Source organism: Legionella santicrucis, from assembly GCF_001468135.1.
In the GTDB taxonomy this organism is placed as follows: Bacteria; Pseudomonadota; Gammaproteobacteria; order Legionellales; family Legionellaceae; genus Legionella; species Legionella santicrucis.
Genome location: NZ_LNYU01000091.1, coordinates 314,387 through 330,988 on the forward strand (window position 1 = coordinate 314,387; position 16,602 = coordinate 330,988).

The following is a 16,602-nucleotide window of genomic DNA, read 5'->3' on the forward strand; positions in this document are numbered from 1 at the left end:
AAATTGAACAGAATTTTATTATTAATGCAAATCATAGGAATAATGGTGATTGAGCCAGTTTAATCAATACATTTCATGATGAACTAGCTCAAGTTAGATAAGATTACGCTTGTGATTTTACTTAACCATGGAATCGATCGTTTGCACTGATTGGTTTTGCGTGTTTTTTGACATACTCAATAATTTTCCCAGCAATATTAATTCCCGTAGCCTTTTCGACACCTTCAAGACCTGGTGATGAATTAATTTCTAAAACTAAAGGACCATGATTAGAACGAATTAAATCAACACCCGCCACCTTTAATCCCATAGTTTTTGCAGCGCTAATAGCAATAGTTCTTTCTTGTGGGGATAATTTTACTTTAACCGCAGTACCTCCTTGATGCACATTTGCTCGAAACTCACCCTCCTTTGCTTGTCGCTTTACAGCCGCAACAACCTTCTCGCCAACAACAAAACAACGAATATCAACTCCACGCGACTCTTCAATAAATTCTTGCACTAAAATATTGGCACGCATTTCTTTAAAAGCATTAATAATACTCACTGCGGATTGATGGCTGTCCGCTAAAATTACTCCTTTCCCTTGAGTTCCCTCTAACAATTTGATTACTAAAGGTGCTCCGCCAACCATTCGAACTAAATCTTCGGTATCATCAGGAGACTGCGCAAAGCTAGTTAGTGGCATAGGAATTCCCTTACGAGCCAATAATTGGAGTGAACGAAGTTTATCTCGAGAACGTGAAATGGCAATTGACTCATTTAAAGTATACATGCCCATGGTTTCCATATGGCGCAACACTGCCGTACCATAATAAGTATTGGAGGCACCAATTCTTGGAATTACAGCATCAAAATGAGGTAAAGGTTCCCCACCTCTGTAATGAACTTTCGGACAGGAAGCAGCAACGTTCATATAACAATATAACGGGTTTATAAATTTTATCTCATGGCCAGCAGCTTCACCCTCAGCTTTAAGACGCTTGTGAGAATACAAATGTGGGTTCGTAGCCAATATCGCAATTTTCATGAAACACGCATTCCTTAACTATTTCTTATTCTTTTTATTTTAAAAGTTCTTAATAAGTCAAAAACCTTGTTTTATAAAAGATTCATATAAATAAAGCCTAGTCTAAAAAATCTAAAATCACATCGGAATTTAATTAAAAATTTACATTTAAAAATTCTTAATTAAGATACCAATAATTGATAATCTCTTGCTAAAAGATCAGCATGATGTGGTGTGGTAAAAAATGCATTAAGTTCGCCTTGAGGGTTAAATAGCATCAATGCCCCGCTATGCTGCATATCATAATTTTTAGAATCATTGTTCGCTTCAATCACTTTTGTATAAGCAATACCCATTTCTCGAGTCATCGATTTAATCGATTCTTCATCACCTCGTGCACCATAAAAATTAGGATGAAAAGAGGTCACGTAATTGCCTAATTTCTGTTGATTATCACGTTCTGGATCAATCGATATCATAACTACCCTTGGTAAATTCTTGACGCCTTTTTCATCAAGGATACGATACATCTTAGCTAACTCAGCCATAGTTGTTGGGCAAACATAGCCACAATTAGTGAAACCAAAAAATATTAAAGTCCATTTACCTTGTAAGCTATTATTGTCAAAAGTATTGTTATCAATTCCTGTCAGACTGAATTTATTGACTGGTCTGGGGTGCTCAAGATAAGTACCATTGAATTTACTAATATCAATTTTCTTTTTAAAATGAATATGTTGTCCTACAAATATACCCGAAAATAACCCTGCAAGAGCCAACAAAATAACTACAGTAAAAGTAACACCCTTAATTTTTAAACTCATTTTTCCCCCTTAAAGGAACATAAAATGAAATAAGTCGCTAATAAAAATTCAACATCCTATAATAAAACTTATTTCATACACATTTCTTATAAGTAATGATCAATCAATAAAAAGACAAACAGCAACATCAAATAAACTATTGAAAATCTAAATGTTTGCATCGCAATAACTGGCTTATCCGTATGATATAATTGGTACGCCCAGAATAAAAAACGCGCACCAAGGACTAAAGCACCTATCAGATAAAATAAGCCACTCATCCCAATAACAAAAGGTAACACGCTCACTACCACTAATAAAATGGTATATAAATAAATATTCAATTTAGTAAATTGGATACCATGAGTTACAGGCAGCATAGGAATTTGCGCATGTTGATACTCTTCATAACGATAAATTGCTAAAGCCCAGAAATGAGGCGGTGTCCAAATAAAGATAATTAACACCAATAACAACGCTTGTGGATCCAATTGATTTGTCACGGAAGTCCAACCTAATAATGGCGGAGCGGCACCAGCTAATCCACCTATCACTATGTTTTGTGGCGTTGCCCGCTTTAAATAGCCCGTATAAATACCAGCATATCCAATCAAAGTAATAAAAGTGAGTAATGCAGTTAATCCATTTACAAAAACCACTAAAACAGTTAACCCAATTGTCCCCATAATTAAAGCAAACCATACAGCCTGACGCACTGAAACCTGGCCACTTGCTACAGGCCTTTTTTTTGTTCTGGCCATAATGGCATCGATTCGTTTATCAACAAGATGATTAATTGCCGCAGCACTGCCCGCACATAGCCCGATGCCTAGCAAAGAAGCGCTCAACAGAAATAAATTTACCCATCCTGGTGTGGCAAGATACATACCAACCACTACGGTCAAGAGCATCAATAATACAACTCTAGGCTTACATAGCTCAATATAATTACGCCAAACTACCGATGTAGGTTGCACTGTATGATCAACACGCATCATTTTGCCCCTTACGTGTAAAGTGCAATGTGCTAAATACCACTGCTAACAATAAAGCCGCAATTCCATTATGAGCTACGGCTACCGTAATTGGAAGTAAATAAATCACATTGAGAATTCCTAAAGTAAACTGGATTAATACCAATAAAAACATGACTACAGCTGCTGTTTTAAGATAATCAAAGCGACTTTTCAATAGAATAAAAAAGGAAAGTATCATCACATAAACAGCAGTTATCATTGCACCTAAGCGGTGAATAAATTGGATGGTCGCTCGCACATCATGTTCAAGTAATCCACCTTGATAATTCGCCCCTACTGGAGAAAATAAATTAAATCCCTGTGCAAAATGCAAATCAGGCCACCAAGCCCCATTACATGTTGGAAAACCAATACATGAAATTCCTGCATAATTAGCACTAACCCAACCACCTAAAGCAATTTGTATCAAAACGATGATGACTCCTAAACGTATCCAAGGACGCCATTGCGGTAAATCTTGACCACTTAATGTGCTGATTTGAAGGCGAAATCTACATAAGCAAGCAACGATTAACATCCCCCCCAAAAGATGCCCCATAACTACAACGGGTAAGAGTTTTAAAGTTACAGTCCACATGCCCAAAACAGCTTGAAAAATAACTAAAATTAATAAAGCAACAGGCAAGTGCCAAGGTAAATGACTACCTTTAGAACGTTTACGTAAAACATAAAAACCAATAAAAAAAATCAATAACGCTAATGTACCCGCAACATAACGATGAGCCATTTCAGTCCATGCTTTTCTAGTCTCAATAGGAATTTGTGGGTATTGGGTTTGCGCAGCCTGCAATTTTTCCTTAGCACTGGAAAGAACCATCTGTCCGTAGCAACCTGGCCAATCTGGGCAACCTAAACCTGCATCCGTGAGTCGGGTATAAGCACCTAACATTACTACACATAAAGATAAAAGTACGGCGCAGGTTACTACGTAGCGTAATAGTTTATTTTGCATTAGATTTATCACCTTTATTTTCCGTTGTATTGAGCAACAACTTTAAATCCTTATATACATCATCAGGATTAGCCTGTGGTGAATAACTGAGAATCAAATAATTATTGGGATCTGCTAAAAAAATCTTTGCCTTGGAAAATAATGCTCCTTTGGCATGAATTTCGGCTGCGGGTAATTTCGTCACCTTAAAATCTATTTCTCTTAACAAAGATTGTTGTTCCTGAGACAAGACAGGGGATTTATTACTAAGAATCAACCACTGATCAACCTGATATAATTTACGCCCCAAAGCCAAACGTATCTTAGCTAAAACCTCTAGTTGTTGCATGCATGTTTTATCACAAACACTTGGATTCCAAAAAATGATACTCCACTTTGCTGTGTCTTTGAAAGAATTCAATGCTACAGGCGGACTCAGTAAAGTTCCTTTATTAATTTTTGCAGTGCCTAGCCAGGAAGGATGTTTATAAAACATCAAAGCGGCTATTCCGGGAGTTGCAAATATGAGAACGAGCAATAATAAAACATAATACTTAGAAATTTGTTTTTTCATTTTTTTTCTTCAGATTTAATGCTACAAATATAATCAGGACAACCAACGCCATAACAAACCACTGCAAAGCATAGGCTAAATGCCGCTGTGGAGGCATAGATACAGTCGCCCATTCACGCACAAATCCATTTGCATCTTGTTTGTCGAGGCGAATAATAAACGGAGAGACCGCTTTTTGCAAAACTTGGCTTATCAATTGTGTATCCAAACGTTCAAGGATAACCACTTTATTTCCCTTCTTTTCTAAAGAAGGTCCTAAAATCCATTGATTTTTACTTGGAAAATATACAGAGCCCTGTAATGTCACAAATTCATTAGGAATTATAATGTTAGGAAAAACTTGGCGGCTTAATTCCCCAGGAACCCAGCCTCTATCAATCATAATGATTGAACCATCTGGAAGTTCTAAAGGCGACAATACATTATAACCAAATTGGTGTTGATAATGTTGATTATCTAATAAAAATATCTGCGGCAAATAATTCCCTTTAAGTATAATACGCTCGTATTGTAAGGGTTGTTTTTGACTTTTAGTCCAAAAAAGAGGTTTTTGCAGTTCTTGTGTTTTTTGTGCCACAATCATTTTTCTTTTTTCATCTGCACGTTGAATTTGCCAAAAGCCAAGACGAACAAACAACGAAAAAAATAAAATGGCGAGAATAAGCATCAGCCAGCTTGGGGTGAAACGAAATTTAAAACAGGTTAAACTAGGCATGGTTCATCAATTGTTTAAATGTTGGCCATAATCTGACGGCAATTTTCAGGAGTATAACAAATGATCACTAAAATTATCATCATCTTGGCCATGATTATTATCGCTGGTTCATTAGCAAGTGGACTTATTTTCCTCATTCGTGATTCTGGAAACTCTAAACGCACAGTCAGAGCATTGACCATTAGAATAAGTATTTCTATTAGTTTATTTATATTTTTATTAATTGCTTTTAAACTAGGATTAATTAAACCCCATGGCATTTAAATTTAAGGATTTATTATGCGTATATTACTCATCAGTCTTATATTTCTTTGTCACTGCCTCCATGCAGATACCATAAAAAATTACATGAATGTAGCCGATAATATTCCACAGATGGAAATTAAAGCGGATCCAAAAGCTCAAGCTTGGGCTCGTTCAGCACGACATGTTCTGACCATAACCTGTGAAAGCATTGCAGAAACAATGCTTCAAGCAAATGAAATTGCTAAAAACCAAGGTAATCCTATTTTTTGTCTCCCTACAAACGTGCAGCTTAATGCAACCACACTGTGTCAACTACTGCAGCAAACTTATAAAGAAATGTCAAGTCAACAAAGTGATAAAGACTCGATGACCGTATCACAGGTAGCATGGCTAGGGGCAAGCAAAAACTATCCATGTCAGAAAAACACTGCAGCTAAAAATGAAATGGCCCATGTCTCTGCAGCATTAGGGCAATCTTAGTAACTATAAAACAACATTATTATGAAAATCTAGGTGTTTACAATTCTTCTGCTGGCACTGTCCGGACGAATTGTAAACACCTCTTGTTTGAAGTGAATGTTTTAACTCTGGATAACAAAAATCTGAGAATTTCATAAAAAATCTTTCTCTAAATGTCGCTACATTGTTGCCCAGATAACGTCATTAGCTAAAAATATAGTGCTTTTTCCTGTTTATTTTGTTATTATAATGTTCAAATTTTATATCACCTTGCCTTTTTAGGCTACGTTTTACTCAATCAGGATTTTTATGTCTCAAGAAATCACCAGCTTCGCTGCCTTTAATTTTTCTGATGCCTTAAATAGCGCATTAGAGGATATGAAGTTTACTACTCCTTCACCAATTCAAGCACAAACCATTCCTTTACTGTTAGAAGGGCGGGATGCGATTGCTCTAGCGCAAACAGGAACAGGTAAAACTGCTGCATTTGCATTACCAATTTTGCAAAATTTATCCTCGTCTGTGCATGGCACTCAAGCTTTAATTTTAGCACCTACACGTGAATTAGCGATTCAAGTTGCAGAGCAGTTCGAATTATTAAGTGCTAATCAACGCAGCATCACAGTTGCAGTTTTATGTGGTGGCCAAGAATATGGTCGTCAATTGAAGCAATTACGAGCCGGAGCTCAAATAGTAGTTGGGACTCCAGGACGTATTTTAGATCATCTCGATAAAGGAACTTTGCTTTTAGATAATTTACGTACTTTTATTCTTGATGAAGCAGATGAAATGTTGCGTATGGGATTTATTGAAGATATTGAAACCATCATGTCTAAATTACCCGAAAAAAAACAAATAGGTTTATTTTCTGCAACTATGCCTTATCGTATACGACAAATTGCTAATACTTATTTACATAATCCAGTATCGATTGAAATACGAGCAGAAACTGCCACTGTCAAAAGTATTGAACAACGCTTCTTATTTGCATCAGGACATCAAAAGCCTGATACATTATTACGGATATTGGCTGTAGAGGAGTATCAAGGCGTTATTGTATTTGTACGAACTAAAAGTAGTACCGAAGAAGTAGCCGAAATATTGCAGCAACAAGGACTGCGCGCTATGGCCATACATGGTGACATTACGCAAGCGTTACGTGAACGAATTATTGCTCAATTTAAACAAGGAGCAATTGATATCTTAGTTGCTACAGATGTTGCTGCACGTGGTTTAGATGTAGACCGCGTCACTCACGTGATTAATTATGACTTACCCCATGATAATGAAACTTATGTTCATCGTATTGGAAGGACAGGAAGAGCTGGGCGCTCTGGGGTTGCTGTACTCTTTGTAACACCTAAGGAAGGTCGACTCATTACAAGTATCGAGCGACATACCCGTCAGCGTATTACTAAAGTAGCTGTACCCACAGACCATATGATCCATGTGACACGTCAACAACGTTTCATGGCGAATATTACTGCGCGCTTAGAACATGAACACTTAATTTCATATAAACGAATTATTGAAGAATACATCAAAGAAAATAATGCTTCCGCAGTCGATGTTGCTGCTGCACTTGCCTTATTATTGCATAAAGATATGCCATGGCAAAAAGAACAAGCCTTACCTAAAGAGTCACGTGTAATAAAAGAAAGCCGTTCCGAACGCAATGGTAAATTCGAACGTCCATTTTCTCGTTTCGACGAAAGAAAAAGTTTTGCTTCGGATAAGAAAAATTCCAAAGAAAACCGTAAAAAATCTGGCGACATAGGACAAGATTTGTTCCGTCTTGATGTGGGTAAAGTTCACGGAGTAAAACCAGGGAATATTGTTGGTGCTATTGCTAATGAAGCAGGTTTACAAAGTAAACATATTACTGGTCTTAAAATCCTTGATGATCATTCTATTGTACGCTTACCCAAAGGTATGCCTAAAGAAATCATGAGTGGTTTAACCAAAGCATGGGTTTGTGGACGTCAGTTAAAATTAACTTTAATTAGCAATGCTTGATTTAGTAGACTCACGCCACTTCCTATGAAAGTGGCGGTTTTACCAAAAGCGATGTTGCAAGATGAAGTATCTCTAGTGTTTTATGCAGTGCTCCCGAATTCTGTGTACAAGCTGCAGAACGTCAGGGACGTAGAATTAAACGGTGTTTTTAGAGAGGTGTGAAGGTTCAACTGCATTCACTAGAAGTAATGTTTTTCTAATTGTCGCTCGATACATCATCTAACATCAAAATAACTTCATTTTTATTGAGTTTGTCCATCAAATAAGCATAATTTTATCTTCTTTAGCGATCCACATAAGAAGCAATTTAATGTAACTTAATGATAAATAATTAAAAATATTATATTAAGTGTTGAAGTAAAAAAATTGCTTATCAATGATTTTTCATACTATAATGCCCGTGTTTTTGTTTTTAAAACAATCAAATAAACTCTTCAAAATCAGTGCAGGAGTCAGTCATAGTTATTAAAGACTACTGCTTTTTTAGGATTAAGATTAAGGGTATTCATGAGACTGTTAGCAACTATAAGTGCTTTTTTATTTTCTGGGATTATTTCGGCAACACCTCTTCATAATATCGTTATATTTGGAGATAGTTTATCTGATAATGGTAATTTGTATGAATTTATGAAAAGGCAAATTCCGCAATCCCCCCCCTATTATGAGGGTCGCTTTACTAATGGTCCTGTCTGGATTGAACATGTGATTGCTTCTTATTTTCCTGAAAATCCTGGCGCTCATTTATTAGATTATGCTTTCGGAGGTGCTGGTGTTTCTGAGGAGGAAGGATCAGAAGATGTATTATTTACTTTAAGAAGAGAAATTAATAATTATTTATTGGCGCATAATGATAAAGCCAGTGAAGACAGCCTTTTTGTGGTATGGATAGGCGCCAATAATTATCTTGGGTTGCCTTCTGAAGTTGAAAAAACACTAGTGGACGTTAATCTCGGCATTGTAAATAGTTTACATCGTTTAGTGAAAAAAGGTGCAAAGCATATCTTGGTAGTGAATTTGCCAGATTTGGGTCGCACTCCTGCTGCGATTGAATTTGACACTATAAACGAGATGACCTACTTTGCGAAACAGCACAATAATTTATTAAGCCAGTCAATTGATAGTTTTAAGCGGGAGTATCCAGAGGTAGAATGGCTCTATTATGATCTGCATCAAGCTTTTGAAGAAGTCATAAACCACCCACAAGACTATGGCTTTACTAATATCACGAATACTTGTGTTCAATTTGATGAAAATATCACTAAAACGTCAGTCTTAAAAATGGCTGCCGCCGCTAAACCGCAAATGAAAGAAGATGCTTGTACCGGTTATTTATTTTTTGATTTGGTACATCCCACTGGATTGGCACATCAAATTCTAGCGGAAAAGGCAAGATTGATGTTGGATCAACAGGGTATAATATTTTCAAATTAAATTTAAGCTACCGGATTAGGCATAACCATAATCCGTGAGGTGTGGCATAAAATTCCCGGATTTCGACTGCATCTAATCTGGGCTACACATACATTTATTCCAATAGCAATCTGTTAGGATGATATGAATTACTTAATAAGGATAATGTTGCTATGGTGTTGTATGGTCTCGGCTGCTTTTACAAATATGCTTGAGATTAATATTGATGGTAAGCCTTTTCAGGTGCCTTGTTGGTTTTCTCAAAAAAAACAGATTGGCGCCGTGCTTCTTATTAATGGCGGAAGCCACACTCAATCCCCTGCTTTATTGGATTATTTAGCTCACCGATTAGCAGAAAATGGATGGATGGCAACTTTACTTCAGGATGATAAAAGCAATTCCATACCTTGGATGAAACAACTCCCTGAGGTCATTATGACGTTGAGGCAGCAAAAGTTCATGAAAATTATAGTGTTGCATTATGGAGAACAATTACAGCAAACTTTAGATTATTTCGACAAACCGCAAGCTCTAAAAATCGAAGGATTGATTCTACTTTCAGCCTACCCTATACAGCAACCTATAAATAAAAAACCTAAAATAAATATGCCCATTTTTGACATTATAGGGCAATTTGATCACGGCTTAGTGAAGCAAGAACTAGCAATACGGCAAAAAACGTTCGGGAATAATAAGAAGAAGTATTTGGCAATAGAAATACCTGAGACAGAACAAGATTACAAATACAGCCGACAACTTCTTTTTACCTTGATTCATGGGTGGATGATGAAACTTCCAGAGTTTCAACCGACACCCCCAATTTTTATGTATACTTATCAATATCCTTTATTAGATTTCCAACCTAAGTATGAGCATTTACTCAAGTCATAGTACAATGAGATTATTCGCGTAATCCTATTCCTTTCTTTAACAAAATCATGTTGAGAATTGTGAGTGAAACTAACATAAGAAAAATAATACCTATAGCCAAAGAAATACTTACTTCACTTTGGCCTATCATTGCATTTCTCAGTGCATTAACCATGTATAAGATAGGATTAAACCAGGATATTTTTTGCCAAGGTTCTGGCAACATAGTAATGCTATAAAATACTCCCCCCAAGTAGGTAAGTGGCGTCAAAACAAACGTTGGAATCAGCATAATGTCATCAAAATTACGGGCAACCATAGCATTAGTGAAACCTGCCAGTGCAAATATTGCAGAAACCAATAAAACCACTAACAGAGTCATAGGTAAATGGCTTAATTCAATGGTTAAGAAAAAACTAGCAACAAGAAAGACTAAAAAGGCAACAATTAATCCTCTAAATACTCCTCCTAAGACATATCCTAGAAGTAAAAGACCATGATGCATAGGACTGACAAGCATTTCATCAATACTTCTTTGAAAACGAACACTATATAATGAAGAGGATACATTACCATAGGAATTAACAATTACTGACATCATAATTAGTCCTGGAGCAATAAACATTGGATAGCTCACTCCATCAATATTACCAATACGAGGCCCTATTAAACTGCCGAAAATAAGAAAATAAAGTGTGGTTGTAATTACCGGAGGTAAAAAAACTTGTGATGCAATACGAAACATACGAACAAGTTCGCGTCTAACCAAAGTGTAAAGTGCAATAAGTTGTTTTTCAATGGCCATTTTTTATGAGATCCAAAAAAAGCTCTTCCAAGCGATTAGTTTTATTGCGCATACTATGAATCTTTATTCCTTGCTTGGTGAAAAGAGCAAATGCATCATTTAAACTTAAGTGATTATCAACTCTTAATTCTATAGTAGTACTATCAATGAGTGATGGTTTGAAAGGATGTAAATCAGGCAAAGTAGTAATGCGATCTTCTGTATTAAAAATAAAAGTTTGATGCCGCAATGTTTGTAATAAAGCCTTCATCGAGGTATTTTTTATGATTTCTCCTTTATCGATAATGGCAATGTTCTTACACAATTGTTCTGCTTCTTCAAGGTAATGGGTCGTAAGAATAATTGTTGTTCCTTCCTCATTAGTGCGAGTTAAAAACTCCCACATACTGTGCCTAATTTCTATATCTACGCCAGCTGTAGGCTCATCGAGGATCAATACCTTAGGTTGATGCACTAAAGCCCTGGCGATCATAAGTCGACGTTTCATGCCACCAGACAAATGGCGTGCTATAGAAAACCGTTTATCCCAAAGACCAAGTTGTTGCAATAATGATTCAACTTGAGGGCGCGCATTTTTTCGGGAAATTCCATAATAACCTGCCTGGTTTAATAAAATTTGTTCACAGGTTTCAAAAATATTAAGATTGATTTCCTGGGGTACAAGTCCTAAACAGGATTTGGCTTTTTCAGGCTCTTTCTCTAGGTCATAACCATAAATAAAGATACTACCAGATGTTTTTTTGAGTAAGGTAGTTATCAAACCTATAGTTGTTGATTTTCCCGCACCATTGGCTCCCAACAAAGCAAAAAAATCACCTGTATTAATGGTTAAATCAATGCCTTTCAACGCTTGAACACCATTAGCATAAGTTTTGGATAACTGTTGAATCTCTATAGCGTGCATAAGGGCTAAGTGAAAATAAAAATATCATTATACACAATAATCGTATTTATTCGAAAGCGAGTTGTCACCAATCTGGCTCTATGGCTGAATTCTCTGGTGATGAATCATCATTTTCTACTGCGCTTCTAATTTCTCGTAATTTTTTAAAGAGAGCTACTAATTCAGGCGGCCCACTATCACTGGATGGATAATTTTTTTTTTTCTTCTTCATTCATTTGTGATGCTTGTGCTTCTTTCCTCTTTTTCATTTTTTCCAGTGCTCCATTTATCCCATTGAGGAGTTCATTATTGCTTACCGGTGTAAAAAATGATTGATTGGCCAAATTTTGTTTTGTCTCTGTTTTGGTCTCTTTTGTAGGTGTTGATGGTTTTTCAGGAGGAAGAGGAGTTTGGGGCGCTGGGGGAATTCTTGGTTGAGATTGATTTTTTTGAGCGGACACTTCTATTTTATCAGGTATGATGACGCTAATTTCATTTTTTATGACCCGATCTTTTTCGATAGGTTTAGGCGAAGGGGCTTGAGGTAATCGTTCTATTTCTGGAGTTTGGGCGTTCAACGTAATCGAAGGAGTTGTTAAGGGAGTAATGATTTCAATTCCTGGCTTTTGTTTTGTGGTCTCATAGAGTGTACTCAGTAACTGAGAGACAGATAATAATTGCTTTTGGGCGGTTATTATTTGTGCATGCATTTCTTCTACTGTCTTACGATCACCAATTAGAATCTTTAATTGATCGTTTTGTAACATCAATTGATTATTTGATTGCTGTAGATCTGAAATTTGTTTTTTTAGTTGTTCTATTTCAGCTTGATGTATTTTTTGAGTTGAAACAAAGGCTGTTTGCTGAGCAAGTAAAGCATCTTTGAGATTGCGGATCAAATTTTCAGAGGGAGCTCCAGAAGGACCAATATTCATTTCTATAGTACCTATTGGAGCATATTGTTTTGCAGCAATATTATATTCATCAAGAAAATTTATCCAACAATTCAGTAAATAGGGATTGCTTTTAGCAGAAAGAAGGATGGTGATACTCAAGTTCTCAATAATACTTGCATCATGAAGCGTATCTTGATTTAAAGTTACTATAGAAAGAATTTCTTCCAAGAAATGGCTAATTATGCTGTGATTATGTTCTTTAGCCCAATTGTAAAATGCTGGAGTACCATTTTGTTTGTAATTTGTAACAAAATGACCAAATATTCTAAAAAATTCGTTACTAATTGCCATTCTAATTCTCCCTCTCCTTGGAGGCATACAAGTCCATTTAATATCGATTGCGATTAAAATTCAATAAATTTGTATCAAATTTCTCTGTAAATTACAAAAAATATATTACGTGAACAGCTTAATTTTTAGAAATTATTCTATAATTTCAATTGCAACTCTAAAGTCATAAGGATTTAAACTATCCATTACTCTTTACCCCAACAGTCACACGTTTTCCAATTTGTTTAAGAAGAAGATACCTGATTTATTTATTGCTTGTTAGAATGGTTTTATGCTCACAGAGGATTGCAACAACTCTTTTAATTGTTGATTTAACTCTTCTAATAACTCTTTGGATTCATTAAATTTTTTGTCAATCTTACCCCATTTCTCCTCAAGAATTTTGTATTCTTTCTTATGTGTATTAAGTGATTCTTGTGCTAATGCTTGCAATCCCTCTTTCTTTTCTTCTATTGCTAATTTTAAAGCTTGTTCATCAACTTGTATTTGCTCAAACAACTGTAACAATTTTAGTCCAAGTTCTGATTGATTTATATTCTCTTGGATTATATTAATTTCACTCTGAGTGTCATTTATAGAATCACTTATTAATTGGATTTTTTTCTCAATTCCAGACTCTGCTGGATTTTTAATAACTGTATTAAAAAAATCATGTTTTCCTTGACGAGCTTTCACAACTGTTCTCCTAATCCTAGCTACACTAAGATAATTAAATTTAAAAAAAGCATCATTTTAGCACAGACTTGATAAAATATATCACTTTGTTTCCAGGTATCAGCATCTCGTATTTAATCCCATTGATTAAATTCAAAATTGATTTATTTTTATCTTAAAAAGATCAAAGAGAATTCTTAACAAATGAGCTCAGAACGAGTTTTCAACCATCCAGCAATACTATATCGAGGTTGATGAGTGAGACATACTTCATGGGGTAACTCACTATTAAAACATATGAAACGATTTTCTTGAGGTAAAATGACTTGAATGAGTTGTTGCTCTTGATTGTAAAGCTTTAATTCACCACCTAATTCAGCATACCAGTCTTTATTTAAATAATACACACAGGAAATTTTTCGATTTTTTTTTGTGGCAAACTGGTCAACATGTTTTTTATAATAAGAACCAGGCTGATATGCAGCAAGATGGGTTTCAAATTCGTATAATCCTAAAAAGAGCTCTTGATTCAGAAGTTGTGCTAATTGCTGGATTCGTTTTAAATAATTTTGTATTGCTGAATTTTCTTCATGCTCATCCAGCCAAAAAATTTCATCAGCACGAATAGTCTTATTTTTATGAGATTCCAAATTAAGACCAATTTTTGCTCCGCGAAATAATCCTTGTCCATACATTTCTTGAGCTTTTGCTTGAATTAATTGGCATTGATTAGGCTCAAGAAAATCTTCGATAATATGGAATCCTTGGGTACAAAGATTATGGATAAGTAATTCAGAATTGCTCAAAGTGCACGTCCTTCAAGTAGAAACTCATATTGGCGCCATTCTGGCATAAATTTGCTCATCAATTGATAAAAACGTTTATTATGACTGGGCTCAAGCAGATGTACTAACTCATGTACAAGCACATATTCCATACAAATTTGAGGTTTTTTTATAAGATTAAGATTTAACCATATGCGCGCTGCTTTAGTATTGCATGAACCCCAGCGCGTTTTCATTTTTTTTATTCCCCACTGAGACACTTTTACACCAACGATACTCTCCCACTGCTGAATTAAGTCGGGCAATAAGAGTTGCATTCGATATCGATACCAATTATCAAGAAGCTTTTGTTTTTGTTCATGAGAACTATTGGGTTGAATATAGCAGTACATCAGTTCATCATTTATTTTAATTTGTACCGGACCGTGGTGCTCCTGAATAACGAATAAATATTGTTTTCCTTGAAAAGGTACAGTAACCCCTGTTTCTAACTCATCACTTTCAATGATTGAACGGCTACGAATCCGTTCACGTTGTGTATGAATCCATGTTCCTTTCGTTTGCAGCGTTTGTCGGATTAATTGATCACTAAATTTAAAAGGTACGCTTACTTTAACCAAACCATCGGGGGGATAAATACGTAAGTGCATGTTTTTAATTTTTTTTCGTGTTACTTCAATGGAGATACCATCCAGTTCAATGATCATATATTCGTCGTACTTTAAAATTTATGCCCTGCGAAAAAATCAAGGGAGCTTGGCTATATGATTAAGATGCCTAGGCCCTCAAATAAAAAATAGTTCTTAATTTAGCATGAGTTTAGGCTAAAGAATCTATTTAGATCCAGTCTCCATCTCGAACGACCAGGAGTAAAACCACATGCTCTTATGCGAAACTCTCATTAATTTTTTGTTCTATTTTACTACCTTTGTGCACCGATACAAGGGCTGTCTATATATTCACCATTAATATCTAAAACCATATTCACATTAGCACGCTGATAACGTGCAAGTATGTCATATTCTTGTTTTGTTATATATCCGTAAGAGTTGCCACAATATACAAGTGAGGAGGCTTCAGGTTTAGGTTTAACATGAATAGGCAAATCACACTCCCAACGAAAATGTGTCAAATCGCAATTTGCTGCTAAGGCCAAGTGAAGGGGCAAAAGAGATAAAACAACAATCACATACCATTTCCTTTTCATAGTGTGCACCATTTCCATGTTTATGTTTTTTAATTATAGGATATGATTGAAAAAAAGTAGTCAAGGACACTCATGCTCTCATCCAGTTCCGAATATCTTAAAGCGCTTCGCGAGGGAAAGTATCTTCTTTTTTTAGAGTGGGTTGATTTTATTACAAAAAAGTATACCCATGATGAATGTATTTTAGATGCGGACGATACAACAAATGCTTTGATTTTTGAATGGTTAAGTAATGGTTATTCAGAAGAAGATGCTAGGAAATTAGCACTCTTACAGGCGGTATATGATTTAGAATTAAAGCCGTTACAAGGAAAATTAGATTATGCATTCAAAACGATTATGGTCGCTGTATTTTTATGCATGGTTTTTCATAAACATAAGTTGAGTCTGCAACCTCACTCTCCCAAGGTAACTTGTGGAGAAATCAATCAACAAATAGAACAAATTGGTAAACAACTGGCTCCGTCGCTTTACAGAAGCAGTTTAGTTGGAGTACAGATCGAGTTTTTTCAGTGGGTAGAGAATAGCGATAAACATGAAGTAAATAGTGTTTTTCATAAAATTCATGCAATTACTCGACTTAGATATCTTCTTGAAGATTATATTTTACACTTAGAGCGGTTCAAAAGAGAAAAGGATGAGCTTTATACTGCTCGATTAAGTTTGGCAAAACGTTTTCTTACCTATATCTACGAGCAACTTGAATTTACTCCCTCAGTTGCCGATGAAACTACCAAATATGTGAATGCACTCCGTGAACTTCACCCTGGTAAATGGGAAGAAGAGCGTTTAGATGTTCTTTCTCCACCATCGACATTAGACAATACTTGGCGTTGGGTAACAGGAATAGGAATTGGGTTTTTTAATTTGGTTTTGCATAAGAAATCCATCGGTGAGTTGATTTCGGGACAATCAGAAACTCCCCAAGTTTAATTTCACCTGTTTTTTCTT

19 protein-coding genes are annotated in these 16,602 nt (G+C 35.7%); 6 read left to right on the forward strand and 13 right to left on the reverse strand.

The features are described 5' to 3' along the window. Positions 1-121: 121 nt before the first annotated feature. The 6 genes from rimK to Lsan_RS19115 form a co-directional block, all read right to left on the reverse strand. Positions 122-1,030 (reverse strand): 30S ribosomal protein S6--L-glutamate ligase, encoded by a 909-nt coding sequence (gene rimK / locus Lsan_RS19090; protein WP_058515696.1) that lies wholly within the window; start codon positions 1,028-1,030, stop codon positions 122-124. Positions 1,031-1,191: 161 nt separating this feature from the next. Continuing rightward, positions 1,192-1,833 carry an SCO family protein gene (locus Lsan_RS19095; RefSeq protein WP_058515697.1) on the reverse strand — a complete coding sequence of 214 codons (642 nt, stop codon included), beginning with the start codon at positions 1,831-1,833 and terminating at the stop codon, positions 1,192-1,194. An 86-nt stretch (positions 1,834-1,919) separates the two neighbouring features. Continuing rightward, complete coding sequence (gene cyoE / locus Lsan_RS19100; RefSeq protein WP_058515698.1) at positions 1,920-2,807, reverse strand: heme o synthase; 888 nt, start codon at positions 2,805-2,807, stop codon at positions 1,920-1,922. Continuing rightward, on the reverse strand, positions 2,797-3,801 hold the full coding sequence (locus Lsan_RS19105; RefSeq protein ID WP_193392757.1) for a COX15/CtaA family protein: 1,005 nt from the start codon (positions 3,799-3,801) through the stop codon (positions 2,797-2,799). Before Lsan_RS19105 ends, cyoE begins: the two co-directional genes overlap by 11 nt. Beyond that, positions 3,791-4,354, reverse strand: coding sequence for a hypothetical protein (locus Lsan_RS19110; protein WP_058515700.1), 564 nt, complete (start codon positions 4,352-4,354; stop codon positions 3,791-3,793). The genes Lsan_RS19105 and Lsan_RS19110 overlap by 11 nt, the downstream gene beginning before the upstream one ends. Then, positions 4,335-5,069: an SURF1 family protein gene (locus tag Lsan_RS19115; RefSeq protein WP_058515701.1), complete on the reverse strand. Its 735-nt coding sequence runs from the start codon at positions 5,067-5,069 to the stop codon at positions 4,335-4,337. The genes Lsan_RS19110 and Lsan_RS19115 overlap by 20 nt, the downstream gene beginning before the upstream one ends. A gap of 60 nt (positions 5,070-5,129) precedes the next feature. Here Lsan_RS19115 and Lsan_RS19120 point away from each other — a divergent pair, with 60 nt between their 5' ends. The 5 genes from Lsan_RS19120 to Lsan_RS19140 all read left to right on the forward strand — a co-directional run bounded on the left by Lsan_RS19120 (position 5,130) and on the right by Lsan_RS19140 (position 10,091). Further along, a complete protein-coding gene (locus tag Lsan_RS19120; RefSeq protein ID WP_058465198.1) occupies positions 5,130-5,333 on the forward strand; it encodes a twin transmembrane helix small protein in 204 nt (67 codons plus the stop codon). Between the two features lie 15 nt (positions 5,334-5,348). Continuing rightward, a complete protein-coding gene (locus Lsan_RS19125) occupies positions 5,349-5,795 on the forward strand; it encodes a hypothetical protein (protein WP_058515702.1) in 447 nt (148 codons plus the stop codon). Between the two features lie 288 nt (positions 5,796-6,083). Next, positions 6,084-7,790 (forward strand): DEAD/DEAH box helicase, encoded by a 1,707-nt coding sequence (locus Lsan_RS19130; protein ID WP_058515703.1) that lies wholly within the window; start codon positions 6,084-6,086, stop codon positions 7,788-7,790. A 507-nt stretch (positions 7,791-8,297) separates the two neighbouring features. After that, complete coding sequence (plaA, locus tag Lsan_RS19135) at positions 8,298-9,221, forward strand: GDSL family lysophospholipase PlaA (RefSeq protein WP_058515704.1); 924 nt, start codon at positions 8,298-8,300, stop codon at positions 9,219-9,221. A gap of 144 nt (positions 9,222-9,365) precedes the next feature. After that, entirely contained in the window at positions 9,366-10,091 is a 726-nt protein-coding gene (locus Lsan_RS19140) for an alpha/beta hydrolase (protein WP_237762213.1), read from the forward strand. Positions 10,092-10,101: 10 nt separating this feature from the next. Here Lsan_RS19140 and Lsan_RS19145 read toward each other — a convergent pair whose 3' ends face one another. From Lsan_RS19145 to Lsan_RS19180, 7 genes are all read right to left on the reverse strand, one after another. After that, the gene (locus tag Lsan_RS19145) at positions 10,102-10,875 is read right to left on the reverse strand and encodes an ABC transporter permease (protein ID WP_058515706.1); all 774 of its coding nucleotides are present in this window, start codon (positions 10,873-10,875) and stop codon (positions 10,102-10,104) included. Further along, positions 10,865-11,779 carry an ABC transporter ATP-binding protein gene (locus Lsan_RS19150; protein ID WP_058515707.1) on the reverse strand — a complete coding sequence of 305 codons (915 nt, stop codon included), beginning with the start codon at positions 11,777-11,779 and terminating at the stop codon, positions 10,865-10,867. The genes Lsan_RS19145 and Lsan_RS19150 overlap by 11 nt, the downstream gene beginning before the upstream one ends. Positions 11,780-11,955: 176 nt before the next feature. Next, on the reverse strand, positions 11,956-13,005 hold the full coding sequence (locus tag Lsan_RS23235; protein WP_237762214.1) for an MreC domain-containing protein: 1,050 nt from the start codon (positions 13,003-13,005) through the stop codon (positions 11,956-11,958). Positions 13,006-13,263: 258 nt separating this feature from the next. Next, positions 13,264-13,680 (reverse strand): hypothetical protein, encoded by a 417-nt coding sequence (locus Lsan_RS23240; protein ID WP_237762215.1) that lies wholly within the window; start codon positions 13,678-13,680, stop codon positions 13,264-13,266. 176 nt (positions 13,681-13,856) lie between these two features. Then, complete coding sequence (locus Lsan_RS19170; RefSeq protein WP_058515708.1) at positions 13,857-14,465, reverse strand: 2OG-Fe(II) oxygenase; 609 nt, start codon at positions 14,463-14,465, stop codon at positions 13,857-13,859. Further along, positions 14,462-15,151, reverse strand: a complete 690-nt coding sequence (locus Lsan_RS19175; RefSeq protein WP_058515709.1) for a M48 family metallopeptidase — start codon at positions 15,149-15,151, stop codon at positions 14,462-14,464. Before Lsan_RS19175 ends, Lsan_RS19170 begins: the two co-directional genes overlap by 4 nt. Positions 15,152-15,366: 215 nt before the next feature. Beyond that, positions 15,367-15,651: a hypothetical protein gene (locus Lsan_RS19180; RefSeq protein WP_058515710.1), complete on the reverse strand. Its 285-nt coding sequence runs from the start codon at positions 15,649-15,651 to the stop codon at positions 15,367-15,369. A 72-nt stretch (positions 15,652-15,723) separates the two neighbouring features. On the opposite strand from Lsan_RS19180, the gene Lsan_RS19185 reads away from it, so the two are divergent. Continuing rightward, on the forward strand, positions 15,724-16,584 hold the full coding sequence (locus Lsan_RS19185; RefSeq protein ID WP_058515711.1) for a helical bundle domain-containing protein: 861 nt from the start codon (positions 15,724-15,726) through the stop codon (positions 16,582-16,584). Positions 16,585-16,602: the final 18 nt, after the last annotated feature.

What these genes read in the sequence shown, in the direction of transcription:
- Lsan_RS19150 (WP_058515707.1), bottom strand. Translation starts at nt 11,779, where the DNA reads ATGCACGCTATAGAGATTCAACAGTTATCCAAAACTTATGCTAATGGT.
- Lsan_RS19130 (WP_058515703.1), top strand. Translation starts at nt 6,084, where the DNA reads ATGTCTCAAGAAATCACCAGCTTCGCTGCCTTTAATTTTTCTGATGCC.
- Lsan_RS19120 (WP_058465198.1), top strand. Translation starts at nt 5,130, where the DNA reads ATGATCACTAAAATTATCATCATCTTGGCCATGATTATTATCGCTGGT.
- rimK (WP_058515696.1), bottom strand. Translation starts at nt 1,030, where the DNA reads ATGAAAATTGCGATATTGGCTACGAACCCACATTTGTATTCTCACAAG.
- Lsan_RS19095 (WP_058515697.1), bottom strand. Translation starts at nt 1,833, where the DNA reads ATGAGTTTAAAAATTAAGGGTGTTACTTTTACTGTAGTTATTTTGTTG.
- Lsan_RS19180 (WP_058515710.1), bottom strand. Translation starts at nt 15,651, where the DNA reads ATGAAAAGGAAATGGTATGTGATTGTTGTTTTATCTCTTTTGCCCCTT.
- Lsan_RS19145 (WP_058515706.1), bottom strand. Translation starts at nt 10,875, where the DNA reads ATGGCCATTGAAAAACAACTTATTGCACTTTACACTTTGGTTAGACGC.
- cyoE (WP_058515698.1), bottom strand. Translation starts at nt 2,807, where the DNA reads ATGCGTGTTGATCATACAGTGCAACCTACATCGGTAGTTTGGCGTAAT.
- Lsan_RS19115 (WP_058515701.1), bottom strand. Translation starts at nt 5,069, where the DNA reads ATGCCTAGTTTAACCTGTTTTAAATTTCGTTTCACCCCAAGCTGGCTG.
- Lsan_RS19175 (WP_058515709.1), bottom strand. Translation starts at nt 15,151, where the DNA reads ATGATCATTGAACTGGATGGTATCTCCATTGAAGTAACACGAAAAAAA.
- Lsan_RS19125 (WP_058515702.1), top strand. Translation starts at nt 5,349, where the DNA reads ATGCGTATATTACTCATCAGTCTTATATTTCTTTGTCACTGCCTCCAT.
- Lsan_RS19140 (WP_237762213.1), top strand. Translation starts at nt 9,366, where the DNA reads ATGTTGCTATGGTGTTGTATGGTCTCGGCTGCTTTTACAAATATGCTT.
- Lsan_RS19105 (WP_193392757.1), bottom strand. Translation starts at nt 3,801, where the DNA reads ATGCAAAATAAACTATTACGCTACGTAGTAACCTGCGCCGTACTTTTA.
- Lsan_RS19110 (WP_058515700.1), bottom strand. Translation starts at nt 4,354, where the DNA reads ATGAAAAAACAAATTTCTAAGTATTATGTTTTATTATTGCTCGTTCTC.
- Lsan_RS19185 (WP_058515711.1), top strand. Translation starts at nt 15,724, where the DNA reads ATGCTCTCATCCAGTTCCGAATATCTTAAAGCGCTTCGCGAGGGAAAG.
- plaA (WP_058515704.1), top strand. Translation starts at nt 8,298, where the DNA reads ATGAGACTGTTAGCAACTATAAGTGCTTTTTTATTTTCTGGGATTATT.
- Lsan_RS23235 (WP_237762214.1), bottom strand. Translation starts at nt 13,005, where the DNA reads ATGGCAATTAGTAACGAATTTTTTAGAATATTTGGTCATTTTGTTACA.